16 protein-coding genes are annotated in these 17,434 nt (G+C 65.7%); 6 read left to right on the top strand and 10 right to left on the bottom strand.

Annotation, left to right across the window (positions count from 1 at the left end; genetic code table 11):
- Window positions 1–32: 32 nt before the first annotated feature.
- Complete coding sequence (locus tag ACLMAJ_RS20215; RefSeq protein ID WP_412015307.1) at window positions 33–1,844, bottom strand: ABC transporter ATP-binding protein/permease; 1,812 nt, start codon at window positions 1,842–1,844, stop codon at window positions 33–35.
- A 394-nt stretch (window positions 1,845–2,238) separates the two neighbouring features.
- Window positions 2,239–2,727, bottom strand: coding sequence for a TIGR03618 family F420-dependent PPOX class oxidoreductase (locus ACLMAJ_RS20210; RefSeq protein WP_412015306.1), 489 nt, complete (start codon window positions 2,725–2,727; stop codon window positions 2,239–2,241).
- Window positions 2,728–2,767: 40 nt separating this feature from the next.
- On the opposite strand from ACLMAJ_RS20210, the gene ACLMAJ_RS20205 reads away from it, so the two are divergent.
- Entirely contained in the window at window positions 2,768–3,256 is a 489-nt protein-coding gene (locus ACLMAJ_RS20205; RefSeq protein WP_412015305.1) for a winged helix-turn-helix transcriptional regulator, read from the top strand.
- Window positions 3,257–3,479: 223 nt separating this feature from the next.
- Here the strand turns inward: ACLMAJ_RS20205 and ACLMAJ_RS20200 are convergent, their stop codons facing one another.
- The 3 genes from ACLMAJ_RS20200 to ACLMAJ_RS20190 form a co-directional block, all read right to left on the bottom strand.
- Window positions 3,480–4,631 carry an alpha/beta hydrolase gene (locus tag ACLMAJ_RS20200; RefSeq protein ID WP_412015304.1) on the bottom strand — a complete coding sequence of 384 codons (1,152 nt, stop codon included), beginning with the start codon at window positions 4,629–4,631 and terminating at the stop codon, window positions 3,480–3,482.
- A 319-nt stretch (window positions 4,632–4,950) separates the two neighbouring features.
- Window positions 4,951–5,886: an NADP-dependent oxidoreductase gene (locus tag ACLMAJ_RS20195; protein WP_412015303.1), complete on the bottom strand. Its 936-nt coding sequence runs from the start codon at window positions 5,884–5,886 to the stop codon at window positions 4,951–4,953.
- Window positions 5,887–5,955: 69 nt separating this feature from the next.
- The gene (locus ACLMAJ_RS20190) at window positions 5,956–6,678 is read right to left on the bottom strand and encodes a dioxygenase family protein (protein ID WP_412015302.1); all 723 of its coding nucleotides are present in this window, start codon (window positions 6,676–6,678) and stop codon (window positions 5,956–5,958) included.
- Between the two features lie 116 nt (window positions 6,679–6,794).
- Between ACLMAJ_RS20190 and ACLMAJ_RS20185 the strand changes: the two genes are divergently transcribed.
- From ACLMAJ_RS20185 to ACLMAJ_RS20170, 4 genes are all read left to right on the top strand, one after another.
- The gene (locus ACLMAJ_RS20185) at window positions 6,795–7,268 is read left to right on the top strand and encodes a MarR family winged helix-turn-helix transcriptional regulator (RefSeq protein WP_412015301.1); all 474 of its coding nucleotides are present in this window, start codon (window positions 6,795–6,797) and stop codon (window positions 7,266–7,268) included.
- A 315-nt stretch (window positions 7,269–7,583) separates the two neighbouring features.
- Window positions 7,584–7,928: an EthD domain-containing protein gene (locus ACLMAJ_RS20180; RefSeq protein WP_412015300.1), complete on the top strand. Its 345-nt coding sequence runs from the start codon at window positions 7,584–7,586 to the stop codon at window positions 7,926–7,928.
- 45 nt (window positions 7,929–7,973) lie between these two features.
- Complete coding sequence (locus tag ACLMAJ_RS20175) at window positions 7,974–8,339, top strand: YybH family protein (RefSeq protein ID WP_412015299.1); 366 nt, start codon at window positions 7,974–7,976, stop codon at window positions 8,337–8,339.
- A gap of 112 nt (window positions 8,340–8,451) precedes the next feature.
- Window positions 8,452–8,979 carry a MarR family winged helix-turn-helix transcriptional regulator gene (locus tag ACLMAJ_RS20170; protein WP_412015298.1) on the top strand — a complete coding sequence of 176 codons (528 nt, stop codon included), beginning with the start codon at window positions 8,452–8,454 and terminating at the stop codon, window positions 8,977–8,979.
- A 401-nt stretch (window positions 8,980–9,380) separates the two neighbouring features.
- Here ACLMAJ_RS20170 and ACLMAJ_RS20160 read toward each other — a convergent pair whose 3' ends face one another.
- Together ACLMAJ_RS20160 and ACLMAJ_RS20155 are read right to left on the bottom strand one after the other, a co-directional pair.
- Window positions 9,381–9,731, bottom strand: a complete 351-nt coding sequence (locus tag ACLMAJ_RS20160; protein WP_412015297.1) for a ribosomal subunit interface protein — start codon at window positions 9,729–9,731, stop codon at window positions 9,381–9,383.
- Between the two features lie 123 nt (window positions 9,732–9,854).
- Window positions 9,855–11,231: an MFS transporter gene (locus tag ACLMAJ_RS20155; protein ID WP_412015296.1), complete on the bottom strand. Its 1,377-nt coding sequence runs from the start codon at window positions 11,229–11,231 to the stop codon at window positions 9,855–9,857.
- A 426-nt stretch (window positions 11,232–11,657) separates the two neighbouring features.
- Here ACLMAJ_RS20155 and ACLMAJ_RS20150 point away from each other — a divergent pair, with 426 nt between their 5' ends.
- Entirely contained in the window at window positions 11,658–14,108 is a 2,451-nt protein-coding gene (locus tag ACLMAJ_RS20150) for a tetratricopeptide repeat protein (protein WP_412015295.1), read from the top strand.
- Here the strand turns inward: ACLMAJ_RS20150 and ACLMAJ_RS20145 are convergent.
- From ACLMAJ_RS20145 to ACLMAJ_RS20135, 3 genes are all read right to left on the bottom strand, one after another.
- Complete coding sequence (locus tag ACLMAJ_RS20145) at window positions 14,002–15,507, bottom strand: hypothetical protein (protein WP_412015294.1); 1,506 nt, start codon at window positions 15,505–15,507, stop codon at window positions 14,002–14,004. The genes ACLMAJ_RS20150 and ACLMAJ_RS20145 overlap by 107 nt on opposite strands.
- A 90-nt stretch (window positions 15,508–15,597) precedes the next feature.
- The gene (locus ACLMAJ_RS20140) at window positions 15,598–16,263 is read right to left on the bottom strand and encodes a response regulator (protein WP_412015293.1); all 666 of its coding nucleotides are present in this window, start codon (window positions 16,261–16,263) and stop codon (window positions 15,598–15,600) included.
- Entirely contained in the window at window positions 16,260–17,411 is a 1,152-nt protein-coding gene (locus ACLMAJ_RS20135; protein ID WP_412015292.1) for a sensor histidine kinase, read from the bottom strand. Before ACLMAJ_RS20135 ends, ACLMAJ_RS20140 begins: the two co-directional genes overlap by 4 nt.
- Window positions 17,412–17,434: the final 23 nt, after the last annotated feature.

The following is a 17,434-nucleotide window of genomic DNA, read 5'->3' as shown; positions in this document are numbered from 1 at the left end:
GAGCCGACAACGGGACCGACTGCGCGGAGCCTTCATCGCCGGGATGCGCTGGGCCGGGACCGCCGGTCCAAGACCCATATCGTGGCCAGCATGAGGCCAACGGCAAACGAGGCGAGCGCGATGAGACTGGCGCCGGAGCCTCCGTGGAAGGTGTCGCCGTAGGCGGACATGGCCGGCAGCGTGGCGGTGTACCGCTCGAGATCCAGGTCGCGACCCAGCGCTTCGAATGCGTGGCGGTTGGATAGGCCGAGACTCATCAGGCGTCCCGGGAGGGCCATCTCGTCAACGGGGACTATGGCGCCACCGAACAGAACCTGAGGGAAGCAGAGCATCGGCAGGGCGAGGGCGGCCTGCGCGGCGTTGGAGACCGCGGCCGAGGCGAGCAATCCGAGGGCCAGTGCCGAGGTCGCCTCGATCACAATCGTCACAAACAGGAAGGCGGACACGTCCCATCCAACGGCGGGGAGCCGACCGAGCGCACGCAACACACCGAGGAGCACCGCACTCACTCCAGCCAGCACCGGAAGCAGCGCTGTCATCTTGGATGCCACGTAGGCGCCCACGCTGAGCCCGGCCAGGCGCTCCCGCCGGAAGACGGCCATCTCCCCGACGATCTGGAGCAGGCCGTAGGTAAGGCCGAAGAAGAAGCCTGCGAATGCGATCCAGAACACGATCTGGACCGGGCCGAGGTCGGCTTCGTTACGCGGATCGAACGCGTCTCGCTTGAACAGCGTCGCCATCATCGCAGTGACCAGCACCGGTGAGCCGAGCAGGACCGCCAGGGTCAGCCGGTTGCGAAGGAGAACATCGACATTGCGTCGTGTAAGTAGCAACCATTGCCGGACCATGTCTATGCGCTTGACGTCTGAACGGGTGGCGGGGGGCAGTAGAGCCAGGCCAGGCTGGGTTTTCGACTTCCCACCGCTGTCCGCGAATCGCTTCGCCCAGATCTGGGGGGTGTGCTCACGAGCCAGCCGGTCGTACACCTCGGCGAGACCCTCGACGCCGAAGTAACGCCGAGCCTCGGTCGGGCTGCCGGTGAAGGCAAGGTGGCCGTCGCGCGCCAGGAATACCACCCGGTCACAGCGGTCGATGCCGGTCGGCTCATGCGTCGTGAGGACGACTGTGACCCCGCGCTGGCTGAGTCGGCGCAGCAGGCGCATCACGTCGGCTGCGGTCGACGGATCGAGCCCGGAGGTGGGTTCGTCGAGAAAGAAAAGGTGTGGCCGGGTCAGTAGCTCCACGGCGATACTGGCCCGTTTACGCTGGCCACCGGAGAGCGCACGGACCGGCACCTCGGCCCGATCAGCCAGGTCGAGGTCATGCATGGTCTCTTCGACTACCCGGTCCGCCTCGGCAGCCGATGTGCCTGCGGGCAGCCGCAGCCGCGCCGCGTAGCGCAGCGTGCGGCGCAGGGGCATCTCGAGGTGGATGATGTCCTCCTGGGGCACGTAGCCGATACGGGAATCGGCGCTTACTCGGGCCCCGCGAACGACGCCATCATGCCGAACCTCCCCGGCAGACGGTGGTCGCAGTCCCGCGAGGATCTCCAGCAATGTGCTCTTTCCTGCTCCACTGCCGCCGGCAATGGCAACCAACTCGCCTGGTTCGACCGACAACGACAGCTCCTGGAGAATCTGCCGCACCCCGACATGCCGGCTTACGTTGACTGCATCGACTCGCCCGCCGTCCGGCACTCCAGGTGCGTGATCTGAAGTGCGCGTATCGAACCGCTCGATGGTCGGTGGTTCGAATGTCAATTCGGTCATGACCGGTGATCTCCGTGATTCCTGAACTCGCTTCGTCATGCCCTGATCATCGGTCCGCCGCCACCGTGGTCGCATGAGGCGTTTGCCTCAAATCGCGCCCACCAGGAAGCGATCGCCTCACCGGGCAGCGGTTCCAAGTGGTCGCGAATGACCTGAAGCTCTTCGAGTAACGCTGTTCCGGCGTGCGCTGTCAGCACGGCGGTAGAGATGCGCCTACTCGGCGCACTCTCCACCCCGGTCGCTGAGCTCGGTCCGGTCTTGTCACCGAACTCAGCGGCCGCGCCCCACTCCTGGAGCCCCGCGCCGCAGATGCCTGCCGAAGTCGCGTCGCTGGATGTGCGGGGAATCCGGTCAGTCCCCGCGAAATCCGTTGTGCCGCAAGCGTGATGACGAGCGGTGCACTAACACGCGCCGCCCGAGGTGGGGAACCGAACCGCTACCGCGAGCACCCCCATGCACTCTCGCCTGGTCAGTGCCCGGCGGCGAGGGTGTCTCCGTACAGCTTGGACACACGAAGCCTGATCACCAGTCGCTTGTCCTCGACCATGTTCGCCAGGAAAGTCGCTTCGTCGTCAGGGTTGTCGAATTCGGGGAACATCGAGAGCATTTCGCGGCCGGTGGCATCTCCGGGAGTAGTGCTGACGGGGGAGATTTCGGCCGCGCCCTCGGCGACCGCGAAAGTGAGCTGGTCAGCGCTGCTCACATAGAGCGCGGCACGCGGATCCCGGGTGAGCTGGCGTACTTTGACGCGATCGGCTGTCGAACCGATCGAGATCATGCGCGTGGCCGGATCCCATCTGTAGGCAACCGTCGACAGATGCGGGTGCCCGTCACGCTTGATCGTACCCAGCGCCCCCATCCGGTTAGCGCCGAGAAAACGCTCCAACCTCTCTGCGGAGAGTCGTGTCGGCGGCGCTCCGCGGCCTGGCTCGTACGAGGTTTCATGGTTGTCGGTCACAGGCTGTCCTCCGCTGTCATGGTGCACTATTTGTAACTAAGTGCATGATCTGTCACCAGCACGTTCAGCGGAAGGAGGCACTTTCATGTCTCAGGGGCACATTGATGTTCCAGCGCAGGTCGAGGCAATCAGAGTTGGCGAAGCTGAGGGCTCATCCATCGACAAGGCGTGTTCGGTGCTGGAAGTGCTCAACCGGATCAGCGGCAAATGGGCTATCGGCGTCTTACTGCTGACCACGCAGCGTCCGATGCGCTTCACGCATCTCGAGCGCGAAATCAAGGGTGTCAGTCGCCGAATGTTGACGCTGACCCTCCGCAACCTCGAGCGCGACGGCCTATTGGTCCGGACGGTCTATCCAACAGTGCCGCCCAGGACCGAATACGAAGCGACACCGATGGCCCGCGAACTCTATGAGACGCTGCTGGTGTTGACGGGCTGGGCCGATCGTCACCGACACGAGATCGATTCGGCGCGTCGGGTTTACGACGAGCAGTCGACATCCCGGGCAACGTCAACAGGATCACCATGATCAAACGCCGGATGTCGAGAGCATCAGACTTTCGCCGGAGCTGACATCGGCGCGCAAGGAGTGCGTAACCAACCTCGCCAACGCACTGAGCGATGCCAAGCAGATGGTGTTGTTCCAGAACATCCCTGTCACCTACTTCAACGAACGGGAGATCCTCGTCTTTCGAATCGCTTATTCTTTACGGCTGGACGCTTCCTGCACGCCCGGAGCCAAGGTCCTCGTGTCAGTTGTCGATGTCGAGTGCGTGGGCGATGGTGGGCCAGGACCGGGCCAGTTCGTCGGCCCAGTAGGGCCAGGAGTGGGTGCCGGTGGGCCGCAGGTTCACCGTCGCGGGAATCTCGAGTCGAGTGAGCCGATCGGCGAGTGCCACAGCGCAGGCATAGCCCCCGGCCTCGAGGGGGCCGCCGACAGTGATGGCATCGGGCAGGTCGACTTGCCCGGGTACGTCGTGTTCGCCAGGGATGCCGCTGCCGCTGGACAGGTAGATCGCGGTGCCGCGCAATGCTGCCGCGTGGGTCATGACGTCGTGGGCGAGCCAGTCGGGATCATCCGGTCGGCCGAACATGTTGTCGGGGTCGCCGCCGTAGGTTTTTACGATCGCGCGGGCCTGGGCTTGGCCGGCCCCGGATGCGAGGGTGTAGCAGCCGCTGTGGGCGGCCACCGCCCGGTACAGGCCCGGGTTGCGCATGGTGAGCATCATCGCGGCCTCACCACCCATCGAAACCCCCTCGATCCCGTTACGTCCGTTGCCCTCGAACTGGGCGTCGATCAACGGGGGCAGCTCGCGGGTGAGGAAGGTTTCCCATTTGTTGGTGCCCAGGACGGGGTCGCGCTTTTGCCAGTCGGTGTAGAGGTTGGCCGGTCCGCCGGTGGTCAACACGACGTTGACGTTCTTGTCGGCGAAGAAGTCCACCGCATGCCCGTGCTCGGTCCAACTGCTGGCGTTCTCGGGGGCACCGCGCCCGTCGAGCAGGTACAGGGCGGGTCGGAGCCGGCTGCGGTCGACCGGCAGTAGCACCTGCACCTGCACGACCCGGTTCATCGCCGATGACCGCACGAACACCCGCAGCCACCGGTTAGTAATCGGCTCGATCCGGACGATGGCCGGCCGGGCAGGTAGACCAGCGCTCTCGGCGGGTGCTTGGTATCCCCCCGGCGGGCCGAGCTCCGGACCAGACGTCGGCGGCTCGGCAGAAGCCGCCCCGGTCGCCAGAATCACCACTACCACAACCGCGGCAGCCTCAATGGCGGCCCGCCACGCCCGCAGCCGCTGCACGACAAGACGCCGCCGTGCCGGCCACCCCGCAGCAATGCCGGTGCTTTCATCCGATTTGTTCTGTTTATTCCCTAATCGGTCGTAAACGGTCCGCTGCACGGACTTAGGATCGCAAGACACACTCCCAAGTAGAAACGATGAATCACCGTTCCCCGTATACGGGAAGGAACGCGTTCCTGGCCCAGCGAAAAAGGGAGTCCGGCCGTCGACCTTGACTTACTTGGACAGCATCCGTGCTATGTCCGGCCTCGGTGATGGTCTCGGTAGATCATCGCTGCGCCCGCCCGCCTCGCTCACCAGCCGAGCCGAGCTCCCAAGGAGTGCGTAACCGACATGTCGCCCCCGCGAGCTCGGCGACCTCCTCCCTCCGGCGGGAGAACCAGCGGTGGGTGGCCCGATCGAGTGCGATCGGGCGGGATCAGGGGGCGAGCACGACAGTCTTACCGGTCAGGCGGCCGGCGCCGGCGTCCGCGTGCACGTCGGCCAGCTCTGCCACCTGGCGACGGTCGGCGATGTGGATGTGGAGCTTGCCGGCGTCCACCTTGGCGACCAGCTCACTCAGCTGGGCTCCGTCGCTACGGACCCACAGGCTCTCGCTGCGGACCCCGCGGGCGGTGTCCTCGGGAATCGGGCCTGCCGAGCTCGCGGCGATCCCGCCGTCGGCGACATAGTTCGTCAGCTGTGCGAGTTCCTCGGGGGAAACACGCACATGGTTCACCACGACCTGGAACGGACCGCCCACCGCGTCCGGGCCATCGGCGAGGGTGAGGGGGCCTTCGACCCGGACCGCGCCGTAACCGCGGAGGCGGTCGGCGTGCTGCGGCGCGTCTACCGCGGTCACGTGCGCTCCCGCGTCGACGGCGAGTTGCACCACGAGGCTGCCCACCGCTCCGGCGGCCCCGTTGACCAGGACGGTCTGACCGGGCTTCAGCTCGGCGAGCTCGAATGTCAACTGCCAGGCCGCGAGACCGGTCAGCGGCAGCGCCGCGGCGTCGACCAGCTCGGTCGACTGCGGCGCCGGGGCCACGGATTCCGCTGGGACGAGTGCATATTCGGCCGCACCGCCGGCGGAGTCCAGTGGCAGCATCGCCACAACCCGGTCGCCGACCGACAGGCCCGTCACGTCGGCACCGAGTTCGGCGACGGTGCCCGCCAGGTCGATGCCAGGAACGTAGGGCAGCGCGATCGGGATCATCTCCGCCAGATGGCCGGCGCGGATGTGGTCGTCGACCGGGTTGAACGAGGTGGCCGCCACCTGCACCAGGACCTGCCCGACGCCGGGAACCGGACGGTCGATGTCGTCGTAGCGCAGGACTTCACTGGTACCGAACTCGTGGAAACGGATTGCCTTCATGGAACTGTCCTCCAGGGTGTTTCGATGTCGTCGCCCCGGGATGAGGCGATCAGGTCGGGAAGTCGAGGCTCAGGTCAATTGGACCGAGCGGATGGAATTGCCCATCACCATGCGGTCGATGGCGCTCACGGCACTGGCGGGGTCATCGGCGGCGCCGACGGTGAGCAGCAACGGAACGAAGTGCTCGGCACTCGGATGGGCGACCGCGGCACCGGGCGCCTTCCTGCGGTAGTCGGTGAGGGCGTCGACGTCGCCTCGGGCGAGGGCGTCGATGGCCCATTCGTCGAAGGCCGCGGTCTGGCCGGCGAGTGCGGGCTGGTGGAAGACGGCGAAGAACGCGCCGTGGTCGAGACCGCGGTCGGCGAACTGGTGCACCGGCGTGCTGCCGAGCAGGCCCGTGAGTCGGCGAGCGAGGTCGGAGGCGTCCGGGGTGGCGTAGGGAAGGGTCTTGTAGCGGGGATGGAAACCGCTGAAGTCGTAGTAGAGCGGGGTGCCTGCCGCGGCTGCGGTAATCGCGGTGGGCGCGTGTTCCCAGTGGGCTGAAATGACCACGATGGCACGGGGTTTGGGCATCGACTGGGCCCAGGCGAAGAGGTCACCGACCCACTGCGGATCGTCGAGGGTGAACGGGGCGCCATGGCTGACGAACAGGCTGGGCAGCGGCCCATCGGACGGACTCCACACGCGCTGCTCGCGTGACTGTGGCAGCACGCGCGCAAGGAGGTCGTCGTACGCGGCGGCTGGCCCGGGCGAGGTCCGGCCGTTGCGCGAGGCCGGGCTTGTGGTCATCATAATCGGCTCCTTAACTTGCCCAGGCAACTCTTTTAACTTGCCTGGGCAAGTAAGAAACTAGCGCAGGATTACTTGCCTAGGCAAGTGCAAGTTGCCCAGGCAAGTACGATGGGTCCATGAACACCCCGGTGCCCTGGCTCGATGAGGACCAACAGGATCTGTGGCAGGCACTGCTCACGGTCGTCATCGCGCTCCCGGCAGCCCTGGACCGACAGCTCCAGCGCGACGCGGGCATCTCCAATTTCGAGTACGGCGTACTGGCCCAGCTATCAATGGCCGACGACGACACGATGCGCCTGAGCGAGCTCGCCCGTGTCTGCGACAGCACCCAGCCCCGCCTGTCGAAAGCGATGGACCGCTTCGAAGCCCGCGACTGGGTCACCCGCCGCCCGGACCCCAGCGACGGCCGATACACCTTCGCCACCCTCACCGACGGCGGCCGCCGCAAGCTCGCCGACAGCGCCCCCCAACACGTCGCGCAAGTAAAACGACTCGTGTTCGATCCACTGACCGCCGCTCAACGCCGCAGTCTCGGGACCGCGCTCACCCGCATCGCCACCACCGTGCGCGGGGAACTCGAACAGGGCTGAGCCACCAGCCCTCCAGCCCCGCGTCAACCACTCGACGAATTCAACGAATTCGTCTATGCCAAAATCGAACTGGACACCTCCGACTGCCCTCGAACATCGAAAGCGGCTGGCAGCGTCTCCGCCCAGGTAACCAGCGCCCTCGAGACCGCTGGCCCGCACTTCGACGTCGAGAACCGAGAACTCCGAATACCGCTGATCGAACAGCCGGAATCACCCGAAGGGGCGAGATCCACCGCCCTCTTGCGCGAGAACTCGACGGCGTGCAATAGTTGCCCCAGCATCTATTGCCCCGGCAACTACTTTGGAGAACGGCTCATGATCAAGATCACCATTCTGCTGACCCGGCGCGGCGACCTCACCCACGACGAGTTCATCGACTACTGGACCCAGAAGCACACACCACTGCTGGCCCAACTGCCCAGCGACGAAGTGACGGTGAACCGCTACGTCCAGCTGCAGCCCACCGGCGACTCGATCCCGGGCATCGCGACAGCCCCGGTCGACGGTGTGGCCGAGCTCTGGGTCGACAGTGTCGCCGACGCCGCCGCGTGGTTCACCTCGCAGACCTACCAGACCGTCGTGGCCGAGGACGAGGCCAACTTCCTCGACCGGTCCAAGACCCAATTCCTGTACGCCACCGAGCAAGTCATCTTCGGCTGAGTCCCCACCAGCACTTCACAGTCCCCATCACGAATGGATCCGACAATGCCTTTCTCACGACCCGAAGAAATGTACGCCACCTTCGCCAAGGCGATGCACGACCACGACATCGACGCACTCCTCGACCTCTTCGAGCCGAACGCGATCACCGCACAGCCCGACGGAACCCAGCTCACCGGAGCCGATGCCCGCCGTGACATGTTCACCGGCCTGCTCACGGCCGATACCGGCATGGCCGGCACCCAGCGCACCGCCCTGATCGCCGATGACATCGCGCTGACCTCGACGACCTACACGATCCCGGCCGACCAGGCAGGAGGTGCGCCGACCACCATCAACACCGCCGAGGTCTCCCGCCGCCAACCGGACGGAACCTGGCGTGTCGTGATCGATGCCCCGGCCTTCTCCTGAACCGACACCCACCGGTTGAGAGGATTGCCATGGATCGGCAGCAGACACCGCTGACCTACGCTGACGACACCGTCCATCGGGCAACCCCCTCGAGATTCTGGAAGCCAACCCCATGACCGACACCACCCGAGATCCTGCCGATGCCGTCGAGCTCAGCGTCGAATACCTGCTTGGCAACGAACTCAGTAGCCGCTGGGACTCCGACCAGCGGCGCGCGTGGGCCGGTGTCATGGAGATCTCACGTCTGCTCCCGGCCAAGCACGATCGGGAAATGATCGCCGAACACGGGCTGAGCCTGACCTTGCTGCGCCTGCTCGGCGGCCTCAACGAACGCGATCAGCCGCAAGCCCGCGACCTCGCGGCAGATCTGGGCATGAGCACCGGCAGGGTCTCCCGTCACCTCGCCACCCTCGAGGCAGCCGGGTTGCTGAGTCGAACTCACAACGCCGAGGACAAACGCTCCCTGGATGTCGAGCTCACCGACGCAGGCCGCGTCCGTCTCGCCGCGGCCCGACAGACTGCTCTGGAGATCGTCGAGCGCGACTTCCTCGCTCACCTCACCCCAGACGAAATGGCCACCCTCGCCCGCATCACCACCCGCGTCCTGCGAGCGAACGCCTCGACGGACAACGCGCAGTAATCGCAGCGGGTAGGTCGCGCGTCGCGTGACCTACCCGCTCGAATCACCAGGGCACATTCCCGGCGGCGTCGAACAGTCCTCCGGTCGGGCCATCGTCCGGCAGCATCGGTGTCAGTCCATCAACTCCTCGGATACCGAAGGTTCTCGCATACGACATCGGCGCTTTCGCCGCGATTGCCTTCGACCGACCCGAGGACTACATCGGCCGCACCGTCGCGCTGGCGGGTGACCGCCTCACTCCCCCGCAGATCGCCGAAACCTTCGGCCGCGCAGCCGGTCTCGCTGCCGCAGCCACCAGGTGCCGATCGAACAGGTTCGCGCCTTCGACGAACAGGTGGCAAAGATGTTCACCTACTTCAACGAATGGCCCTACGCGGCCGCCGATATCGCCGCACCTCGCTCTACTCGGGGGACATGTGACGGATGGAGGCGCCACCCTTGGTGTGGTGCAGACGGCCGAAGCGGCTGTCGAGAAGATGCGCCATGCTGTCCACCGCGCCGCCGACGGCGGCATCGGCGGATTCGGCGCGGTTGGTTACCGCGACCGGCTGCTGGCCCGCGATCCTGGCCTCCAGCACGCACTGCTTGTCGCCCGGTCCGCCCTTGTCGGCGTTCTGGTCGCTCAGGTGCGCCTCGACCCTGGTGACCTGGTCGCCGAAGCGATCGAGCACCGAGGAGATCGTCGCTTCCGCCCGCTCGATCAGCTTCGTGTCGCCACCGATGTGGTTGTCGGTGTTGATCAGGATCTGCACAGGCGTCTCCGTTCCGAGGGGGAGGCAGCCATCACCGGCCGCCCGATTACCTTTCTCGGCCGGAGCGCGAGCTGAGCAAACCGGCCGCAAAGACCACGATACGCACGGCAGCCTGAGTGTCTCTCAGGTCGCGGCCTCAGCGGTCGCGGCCGCAGCGGTCGCCGCGTTGGCGGTCTCCTCCTTGGGGACGACGGGGATTTCGCCGCTATTGGTATCGGGAACCTCGGTACCGCGCAGGGAAGTCCCCACGGTCTCACGCAGGTACCTCCATGCGACCAAGCCGATCAACGACGCGCCGACCATGTAGATCGCGGGAAAGAGCGACCAGCCGGTCGACTCGATCACAGCCTCGTTGACCAGCGGAGCGGTTCCGCCGAACACCGCGGTGGAGACGTTGTAGCCGAGGGCAAATCCCGCGTAGCGGACGTGGGTGGGGAAGATCGCGGGGAAGGTCGAGCTGATGGTCGCGAGCTGCGGCACATACAGCAGACCGAGAATGACGAATCCGAAAATGGCCCAACCGGTTCCCTGGCCCATGAGCCAGTACATCGGTACGGCGAAAATGGCGAGACCGACCAGCGAGAACAGCCACATCGGACGACGCCCGACCGTGTCGGACAGCCTGCCGAAGAACGGCAGCACCACCATCATCACCAATTGACCGATCAGCATCATCGCGGTGGTGGTCGAATCCCCGAGGCCGATGGTTTTCTGCAGATAGGTCGGCTGGTAGGTGAGCAGCGTGTAGTTCACCACGTTGAGGGCGACGACGAGCCCGGCCAGTGTCAGCACCTCACGCCGATAGGTGGTCACCACCTCGAGCAGCCCGCCCTTCGGGGCTTGCGATTGTTCGGCGACCTCGGTGAAGACCGGGGATTCGTCCAGGTGCGAGCGCAGGTACCAGCCGATCAGACCGAGCGGCACCGCAAGCATGAACGGAATGCGCCAGCCCCAGTCGTGCATCGCATCCGAACCGACTACGAGCTGACAGGCGAGCACTACCGCCGAGCCCCCTACGAAGCCGCCGAGGGTGCCGAACTCCAGGAAGCTCCCGAAGAAGCCGCGTCTCTTGTCGGAGCAGGTCTCGGCCAGATATGTCGCCGCGCCGCCATATTCACCACCGGTGGAGAAGCCCTGCACAACACGCAGCGCGATGAGCAGTACCGGCGCGAGCCAACCGACCTGGGCGTGCGTCGGCAGCAGGCCGATGGCCCCCGTCGCGGCCGCCATCAACAGAATCGTGGTGGCAAGCACTACTTTTCGGCCGAGGCGGTCACCGAGTGGACCCCACACCATGCCGCCGAGCGGGCGTAGCACGAACGAAACGGCAAAGCCGAGCATGGTGCCGATGGTGCCGAGCTCACCTGGGAAGAACGCATCGGTGAGGTAGGTGGCCGTCGCCGCGTATACGCCGTAGTCGAACCATTCGGTGGCATTGCCCATGGCGGAGGCGGCAACGGAGCGCTTTAACGGCACCGCCTCCTTGGTGCGATCCGACATGCGCGCTCCTCTCCCGCCAGCCCAGCGGACATCAATTCGTTCAGCCAACTCCGAATTTCAGAGTTTCGACACGAAACAACCCGTTACCCATGTTTCGCGGGTAGCAAACAACCGCCAGGCCCGGATACCCGCCGAAGTGGCCATCGCGACCTGCGGAAACAACATCAACTGTGAGCGTCGTCACTGTAGCGGAAATCGCGGTTCAGCTGCACGGACGCCCCGCGCATATCGGGACGTGCTTACCACGTACCGCACCGGGACGCGCACGGTTGACCACTACTCGAATTCGGGCGATTGCGGATCGCACTTCGCGGGCAAACCTCTTGTGCCCCAAGCGATCTTGAATCAGCACTACCTGTCGGCCCGCGCTGATATGCTCACCAAAAGACGCCTTTGCCCAAGTTCGCAAATTTCTCGGGGGTGGGGATGATCGAGTCCGACGACGGGGTCCACGAGGCGAAGCGGATGTATCTCCGCTCCTCGACTATCGCAGAGGAACTGGTCGCTGCCGAGCCCAGCAACCTCAAATATCGCCGTGACCTGCTGATATCGCACGACAAGTTGGCCGCCCTCGCGCTCGCCGATGGCGACACCACCGAGGCGAGCCGGCTCTACCGCCGTTCGTTGACGATTGCCGAAGAGCTGGCCGCCGCCGCACCGGGCAATCTCGGATATCTCAACGATGTCGCGGTGTCCTACTTCACCCTCGGCAACGTTGTGCTCGCCGCGGGCGACACCGCCGAGGCGCGCCGCCTACACGATCGGTCGCTGGCCATCGCCGACGAACTGGCGCAGGCCGAACCGGACAACCTCAAATATCAACGCGGCCTGCTGGTCTCGTGCAACAAGGTCGGCTCGCTCACCGCTGGCTCCGAGCAGGCCGTCGCCCTCTATCGCCGCTCACTGACCATCGCGGGACGACTCGCCGACGCCGAACCCGACAACCTCGGATACCGCCGCGACCTATCCATCTGCTGTGACATGCTGGGCGAAATCGCCCTCGCACAGGGTGATTCGGACACCGCGACCGAACTGTATCGGCGCTCGCTGACACTGTGCGAAGAGCTCGCCGCAGCCGAACCCGACAACCTCGGATACCAACGCGAACTGTCGATCGCCTACGACAAGCTCGGTGAAATCGCGCTGTCGGTCGGCGACACCACTGAGGCCACCCGGTTGCATCGCCGCGCACTGACGGTCGCCGAAGCGCTGGTAGAAACCGAACCCGAGAATCTTCGGTACCGCAACGACCTCTCGATTTCCTACTCCACGCTCGCAGGTGACGCGACGCTCGAAGGAAACCTCGAGGAGGCGGCGCGGTTGCATCGCCGCGCACTCGCCATCGCCGAAGAACTCGTCGCAGCCGAACCAGGACACCTCGGATACCAACGCGGCGTGATGGTCTCGTGCAATAAGGTCGGTTCGCTCACCGACGATTCAGCGGCCGCAACCGAGCTGTTTCGCCGGGCACTCACCATCGCCGAAATCCTGGTCGAGGCCGAACCCACCAACGGCAAGTATCGGCGCGACCTGTCGGTCTCCTATGGCAAGTTGGGTGAAAATGCCCGCACCCGTGGCGATTCCGCCGGTGCGATCGAGTTCTATCGGCGGGCTGTGACGATCGTCGAAGAACTGGCGGAGACCGAGCCCGACAGCCTCGCGCACCGCTACGACCTGTCGATTCTCTACGACAAACTGGGTGACCTCTCACGCTCCGTAGGCGATCTCGACGAGACCGAACGGCACTTAGTTCGCGCGGTGGCACTGAGCGAGGAGTTGGTGCAGGCTGAACCGGCCAATCTCGGCTATCAGCGCGATCTCTCGGTCTGCTATGACAAACTCGCCTACCTCATACACGCTCGCGGTGACTCCAACGAGGCCGTCCGTCTGCACCACTGTTCCCTCGCTATCAGCGAAGTCCTCGTCAAGACCGATCCGTCGAACCTGATGTACCGGCGTGACCTGATGTCCTCGTATCAGTCCGTCGGTGACATCGCCACCGCCGTGGGCGATTCGACCGAGGCGACCCGGCTCTATCAGCACGCCAATATCATCGCCGAAGAGCTGGTGGCGGCCGAGCCCTCGAACCTCCGCTACCGGCGCGACCTTTCGATCTGCTTCGAAAGATTGGGCGCTCTAGCCCTTTCCGCGGGCAATATCACCGAGGCGGACCGCCTATATCGCCACACCCTGGCGATCGCCGAAGAACTACAACTCGCCGATCCCATCAACCGCATGTATCGACGCGACCTCATGATCTCCTGCAACGCGGTGGGCAACCTGGCCAGCGCCGACGGGAACATCGCGGAGGCAGGTGGCCTCTATCGCCGGGGTCTCGCCATCGCGGAAGAACTCGTGAAGGCCGAGCCGACCAACCTCGGCTACCGCCGCGACCTCTCGATCAGCTACAGCAAGCTCGGCGACATCGCCTTCGCCACCGGTGATCTCGACGAGGCGGACCGCCTGTACCAACATGTGTTGGCCATAGACACAAGCCTGGTCGAAGCGGCCCCTTCCGAACTCGAATACCGCCGTAATCTCTCGATCTCCTACGACAAACTGGGCGATATCGCACGCGCGCGGGGCGAGGGCACCGAAGCGGCCGACCGCTATCGCCATGCCTTGGCACTCGCGGAGGAACTCGTCGTCACCGACCCTGCCAAGCCGCGCAATCGTCGTGACCTGTTGGTGAGCTGCGATAAGTTGGGCAACCTCGCGAGCGCCAACGGCAGTCTCGGCGAGGCGGCGCACTTCTACCGCCGCGGCTTGGTCATCGCCGAAGAGTTGGTGCAGGCCGATCCAGGGAATTTGGAGTATCGGCGCGACCTCGCGGTGCTCTACGACCGGCTCGGAGACCTCGCGAGCGACCACCGGTAGGCCGCAGCCACAGCGCCGCTACCCCCGCGAGTGCGAGCACCGCTACCGACAACCATGCGAACCAGTCGCCGAACCGCACATAGATCGTCGTGCCCGAGTCCAAGGGAATCGACGCCGCTACCGAGCGCGTGAATGTGACATCCGTTGGCGCCGAGGCGATGACATGTCCGCGCGAGTCACTGGCGACCAGTTCGCCGAGCTGCGGTGCCCGCGCGACACCGACGCCCGATTCGACGCCGCGCAGCACCGCCATCCGGCTGTGCAGCCAGCGGTCGTCGGTGAAATCGAGTGCGGGCACCAGCAGCAACGTCGCGCCCAGCTCTCGGTTCTCGCGGACGAGGCCCGGTCGATCGAGATCGAAACACACTGCCAGAGACCATGGTTCGCCGGGAACGCGTTGCCACTGGGTGCCAGGCGTCAGCTCGTCCTCCAGTCCGGGGATCAGGTAGTGCTTGGCGTAGACGACGCCGGAGGGAAAGTCGATCGCCGCGTTGATGCTCGTGGCACCGGTAGTGAGCGTCAATCCCGCTACGACGTGGACGTTTCGGCGGTTCGCGACCTCGGTGAGCGGTCCGGAGAGTAGCGGCAGCGTCGATTCGTCTGCCCGCCACGCTTTTTCGGGAAACACCACAGCTTGTACACCTTGGTCGGCAAGACGGTCGATCTCGATGACCGCGCGCGCCACCATGTCTCGGCCGTCCGGTGAGTCCACCGCGATGTACTCCGGCGGCTGGGACAGGGCGACCAGACCGACGCGCACCTGGTCGCGCTCGGTCGCAACGGCCAAGTGCCAGAACCCGAATAGGGCGACCGCGACGAACACCACTGCGGTTGCCGCGCCCACGCGCAGTCGCTGCGTATGTGTCACCGCGGGCGCGGTAAGCACCGCGATGGTCGCGGGTACCAGCATGATCAGGAACGTGATCCCCCACGGCCCGGTCAGCGCCACCGTCTGGACCAGCGGCAGCACATCGGCCTGGGTGTAGGCGATGCTCCACCACGCGCCGAACGGCCCCGCGAGTGCGAGCAGGAACTCGAAGCTCACCCAGCCCGTGGGCAGCGCGAGCGCCGCGAGGCCCGGTCGGCCGCGTAACAGCAACGCGCGGGTCGTCGCCACCAATCCACCGGACACGACGGCGGTGATCCCGAGCAGCAGGGCGTTGACCGGCACCGGCTGCTCCAGGGTGTCGGTGAAGTACGGCCACATCTGTAGCCCACCACCCAACCACGAGAGTGCCCCGGTGAGGAACGCCGCGCTCGCCGATACTCGCGGGGCGAGCAGCAGCACCGGCAATGGCGCGAGGAATGCCATGCCGGGGATCGGCCGTAGCCCGGTGCCGTAGTACCACAGCACCGCGGACACCAGGACCGCCGCGGCCATGGTCAGGAAACGCTTCATCGAGGAACCCCACGGATCGTTGATCGGATGCGATCCGATGCTCCTCGTGCGGCGCCGTCGCGCACATCACCGAGACGAGCGGTCTTCAGCTCACTCCTGCGTGCGACCAGGGATGACAAGGCCTGCCTCGTAGGCGAAAACCACAGCCTGCACCCGGTCGCGTAGCCCGAGCTTCGTCAGCACCGAACTGACATGGGTTTTTACGGTGTGCTCGCTGACAACGAGCGCCGTGGCGAGTTCGGCGTTGGACAGGCCCGTGGCGAGCTGACCCAGGATCTCTCGTTCCCGTTCGGTCAGGTCATCGAGCCTTCTGACCAGTTCGGGGCGGGAGTGGCCACGTTGGGCGAGATCGGCGATTAGCCGCCGGGTGACGGTGGGCGCGAGCAACGCCTCACCCGCGGCGACCACGCGCACCGCCTCGACCAGTTCCTCGCGGCGGACATCCTTGAGCAGGAACCCGCTCGCACCGGCCCGCAGCGCATCGTAGACGTATTCGTCGAGGTCGAACATTGTCAGCACCAACACCTTCGCTGCGGTCTCCGCGCAGATGCGGCGGGTTGCGCCGACGCCGTCCAAGCGCGGCATCCGCACGTCCATGACCACGACGTCCGGTTCGAGTTCGATGGCCCGCTCGATCGCTTCCAGCCCGTCGGCGGCCTCGCCGACCACGGTGATGTCGGGCTGGGCATCGAGGATCAGCCGGAATCCGGCGCGGAACAAGTCCTGATCGTCGACAACGAGCACCCGCATACTCAACTCTCCTGTGTCGTCACTAGTTCGGCGGCAGTCGGTAGTTCTGCGGTGACATCGAAGCCGCTGCCCGAGGGGCCGTGGTGCAGTGTGCCGCCGGATTCGGTGACTCGCTCACGCATACCGAGCAGCCCGTGCCCGCTCTTACTCACACCGTCGGCGGCGGCGCGGCCGTCATCGGACACCCGCACGGTCAGTCGGTCCTCGGACCACAGCAGCGACACCCGCACCGCCGTAGCACGCGCATGCTTCCTGGTGTTCGTCAGCGCCTCCTGAACCACGCGATACGCGGTGATCGCGACCTCGCCGGTCACCGGTCGGCGTTGCCCGATTTCGTCGAAGGTGGCGGCGAGCCCGGTGTGCCGCGACATCTCGACCAGGTCCGGTATCGCGTCGATTCCCGGCTGATGCGGCGGGTCGGCCTTCGCGCCGCGCAAGGCGCCGAGACTGCGCCGGAGCTGTTGCAATGCATCCCTTCCGGTGTCGGCGATACCGGCGAAGGTCGCGTCGGCTCGTGCCGGTTCGACCCTGGTCAGCAGCGGTCCGGTCTCGGCCTGCACGATCATCAGCCCGACCGAGTGCGCAATGATGTCGTGCATATCGCGGGCGATCCGCAACCGTTCCCTGTCCACCGCGGCGGCCTGCTCCTCGCCGAGCCGAAGGGCCCGCTCCTCCAGCATCTCGATCTGCGCCCGCCGAGCCCTCACACCGGCGCCGAGCGCCCACGCGGTAGCGAAGGACATGGCGGCGTAGCCGTAGGAGTCGGGACTCTCGTTGGGGACGACCAGCGAGAAAAGTACGCCGATACTCACACCGACGAGCGCGCATCGCCGCCGCACGGCCGGACTGTAGGCGGCGATGGTGTACACGCAGACGACGGTTCCGTAGGGCAGCGTGGGCATGGCGTGCAGGCAGGCGAGCACGGTGATGGCAGGACCGACAACGAGCAGCACCAGAATCGGCGCGCGGCGACGCCATAGGACAGGTGTAGAGGCGAGAACCGAACCGCCGACGATCCACCATGAGGCGCCCGCGACGACGGCAGGCCCGACCGACGCGACGGTCACCACGACGGCGATGACGACATCGAGCAGACCCGTCGGGAAACTCCTGACCCGCTCGCTCACCTGAGAACCCACACTTCGAAAATCCATAGCGATCCAGTGTCTCCCGACAA

The organism is Nocardia arseniciresistens (genome assembly GCF_046764875.1).
In the GTDB taxonomy this organism is placed as follows: Bacteria; Actinomycetota; Actinomycetes; order Mycobacteriales; family Mycobacteriaceae; genus Nocardia; species Nocardia arseniciresistens.
This window is presented reverse-complemented; position numbering and strand designations above follow the sequence as displayed.

What these genes read in the sequence shown, in the direction of transcription:
- ACLMAJ_RS20215 (WP_412015307.1), bottom strand. Translation starts at nt 1,844, where the DNA reads ATGCGACCACGGTGGCGGCGGACCGATGATCAGGGCATGACGAAGCGA.
- ACLMAJ_RS20185 (WP_412015301.1), top strand. Translation starts at nt 6,795, where the DNA reads ATGAACACCCCGGTGCCCTGGCTCGATGAGGACCAACAGGATCTGTGG.
- ACLMAJ_RS20195 (WP_412015303.1), bottom strand. Translation starts at nt 5,886, where the DNA reads ATGAAGGCAATCCGTTTCCACGAGTTCGGTACCAGTGAAGTCCTGCGC.
- ACLMAJ_RS20175 (WP_412015299.1), top strand. Translation starts at nt 7,974, where the DNA reads ATGCCTTTCTCACGACCCGAAGAAATGTACGCCACCTTCGCCAAGGCG.
- ACLMAJ_RS20145 (WP_412015294.1), bottom strand. Translation starts at nt 15,507, where the DNA reads ATGAAGCGTTTCCTGACCATGGCCGCGGCGGTCCTGGTGTCCGCGGTG.
- ACLMAJ_RS20180 (WP_412015300.1), top strand. Translation starts at nt 7,584, where the DNA reads ATGATCAAGATCACCATTCTGCTGACCCGGCGCGGCGACCTCACCCAC.
- ACLMAJ_RS20135 (WP_412015292.1), bottom strand. Translation starts at nt 17,411, where the DNA reads ATGGATTTTCGAAGTGTGGGTTCTCAGGTGAGCGAGCGGGTCAGGAGT.
- ACLMAJ_RS20155 (WP_412015296.1), bottom strand. Translation starts at nt 11,231, where the DNA reads ATGTCGGATCGCACCAAGGAGGCGGTGCCGTTAAAGCGCTCCGTTGCC.
- ACLMAJ_RS20170 (WP_412015298.1), top strand. Translation starts at nt 8,452, where the DNA reads ATGACCGACACCACCCGAGATCCTGCCGATGCCGTCGAGCTCAGCGTC.
- ACLMAJ_RS20150 (WP_412015295.1), top strand. Translation starts at nt 11,658, where the DNA reads ATGATCGAGTCCGACGACGGGGTCCACGAGGCGAAGCGGATGTATCTC.
- ACLMAJ_RS20190 (WP_412015302.1), bottom strand. Translation starts at nt 6,678, where the DNA reads ATGATGACCACAAGCCCGGCCTCGCGCAACGGCCGGACCTCGCCCGGG.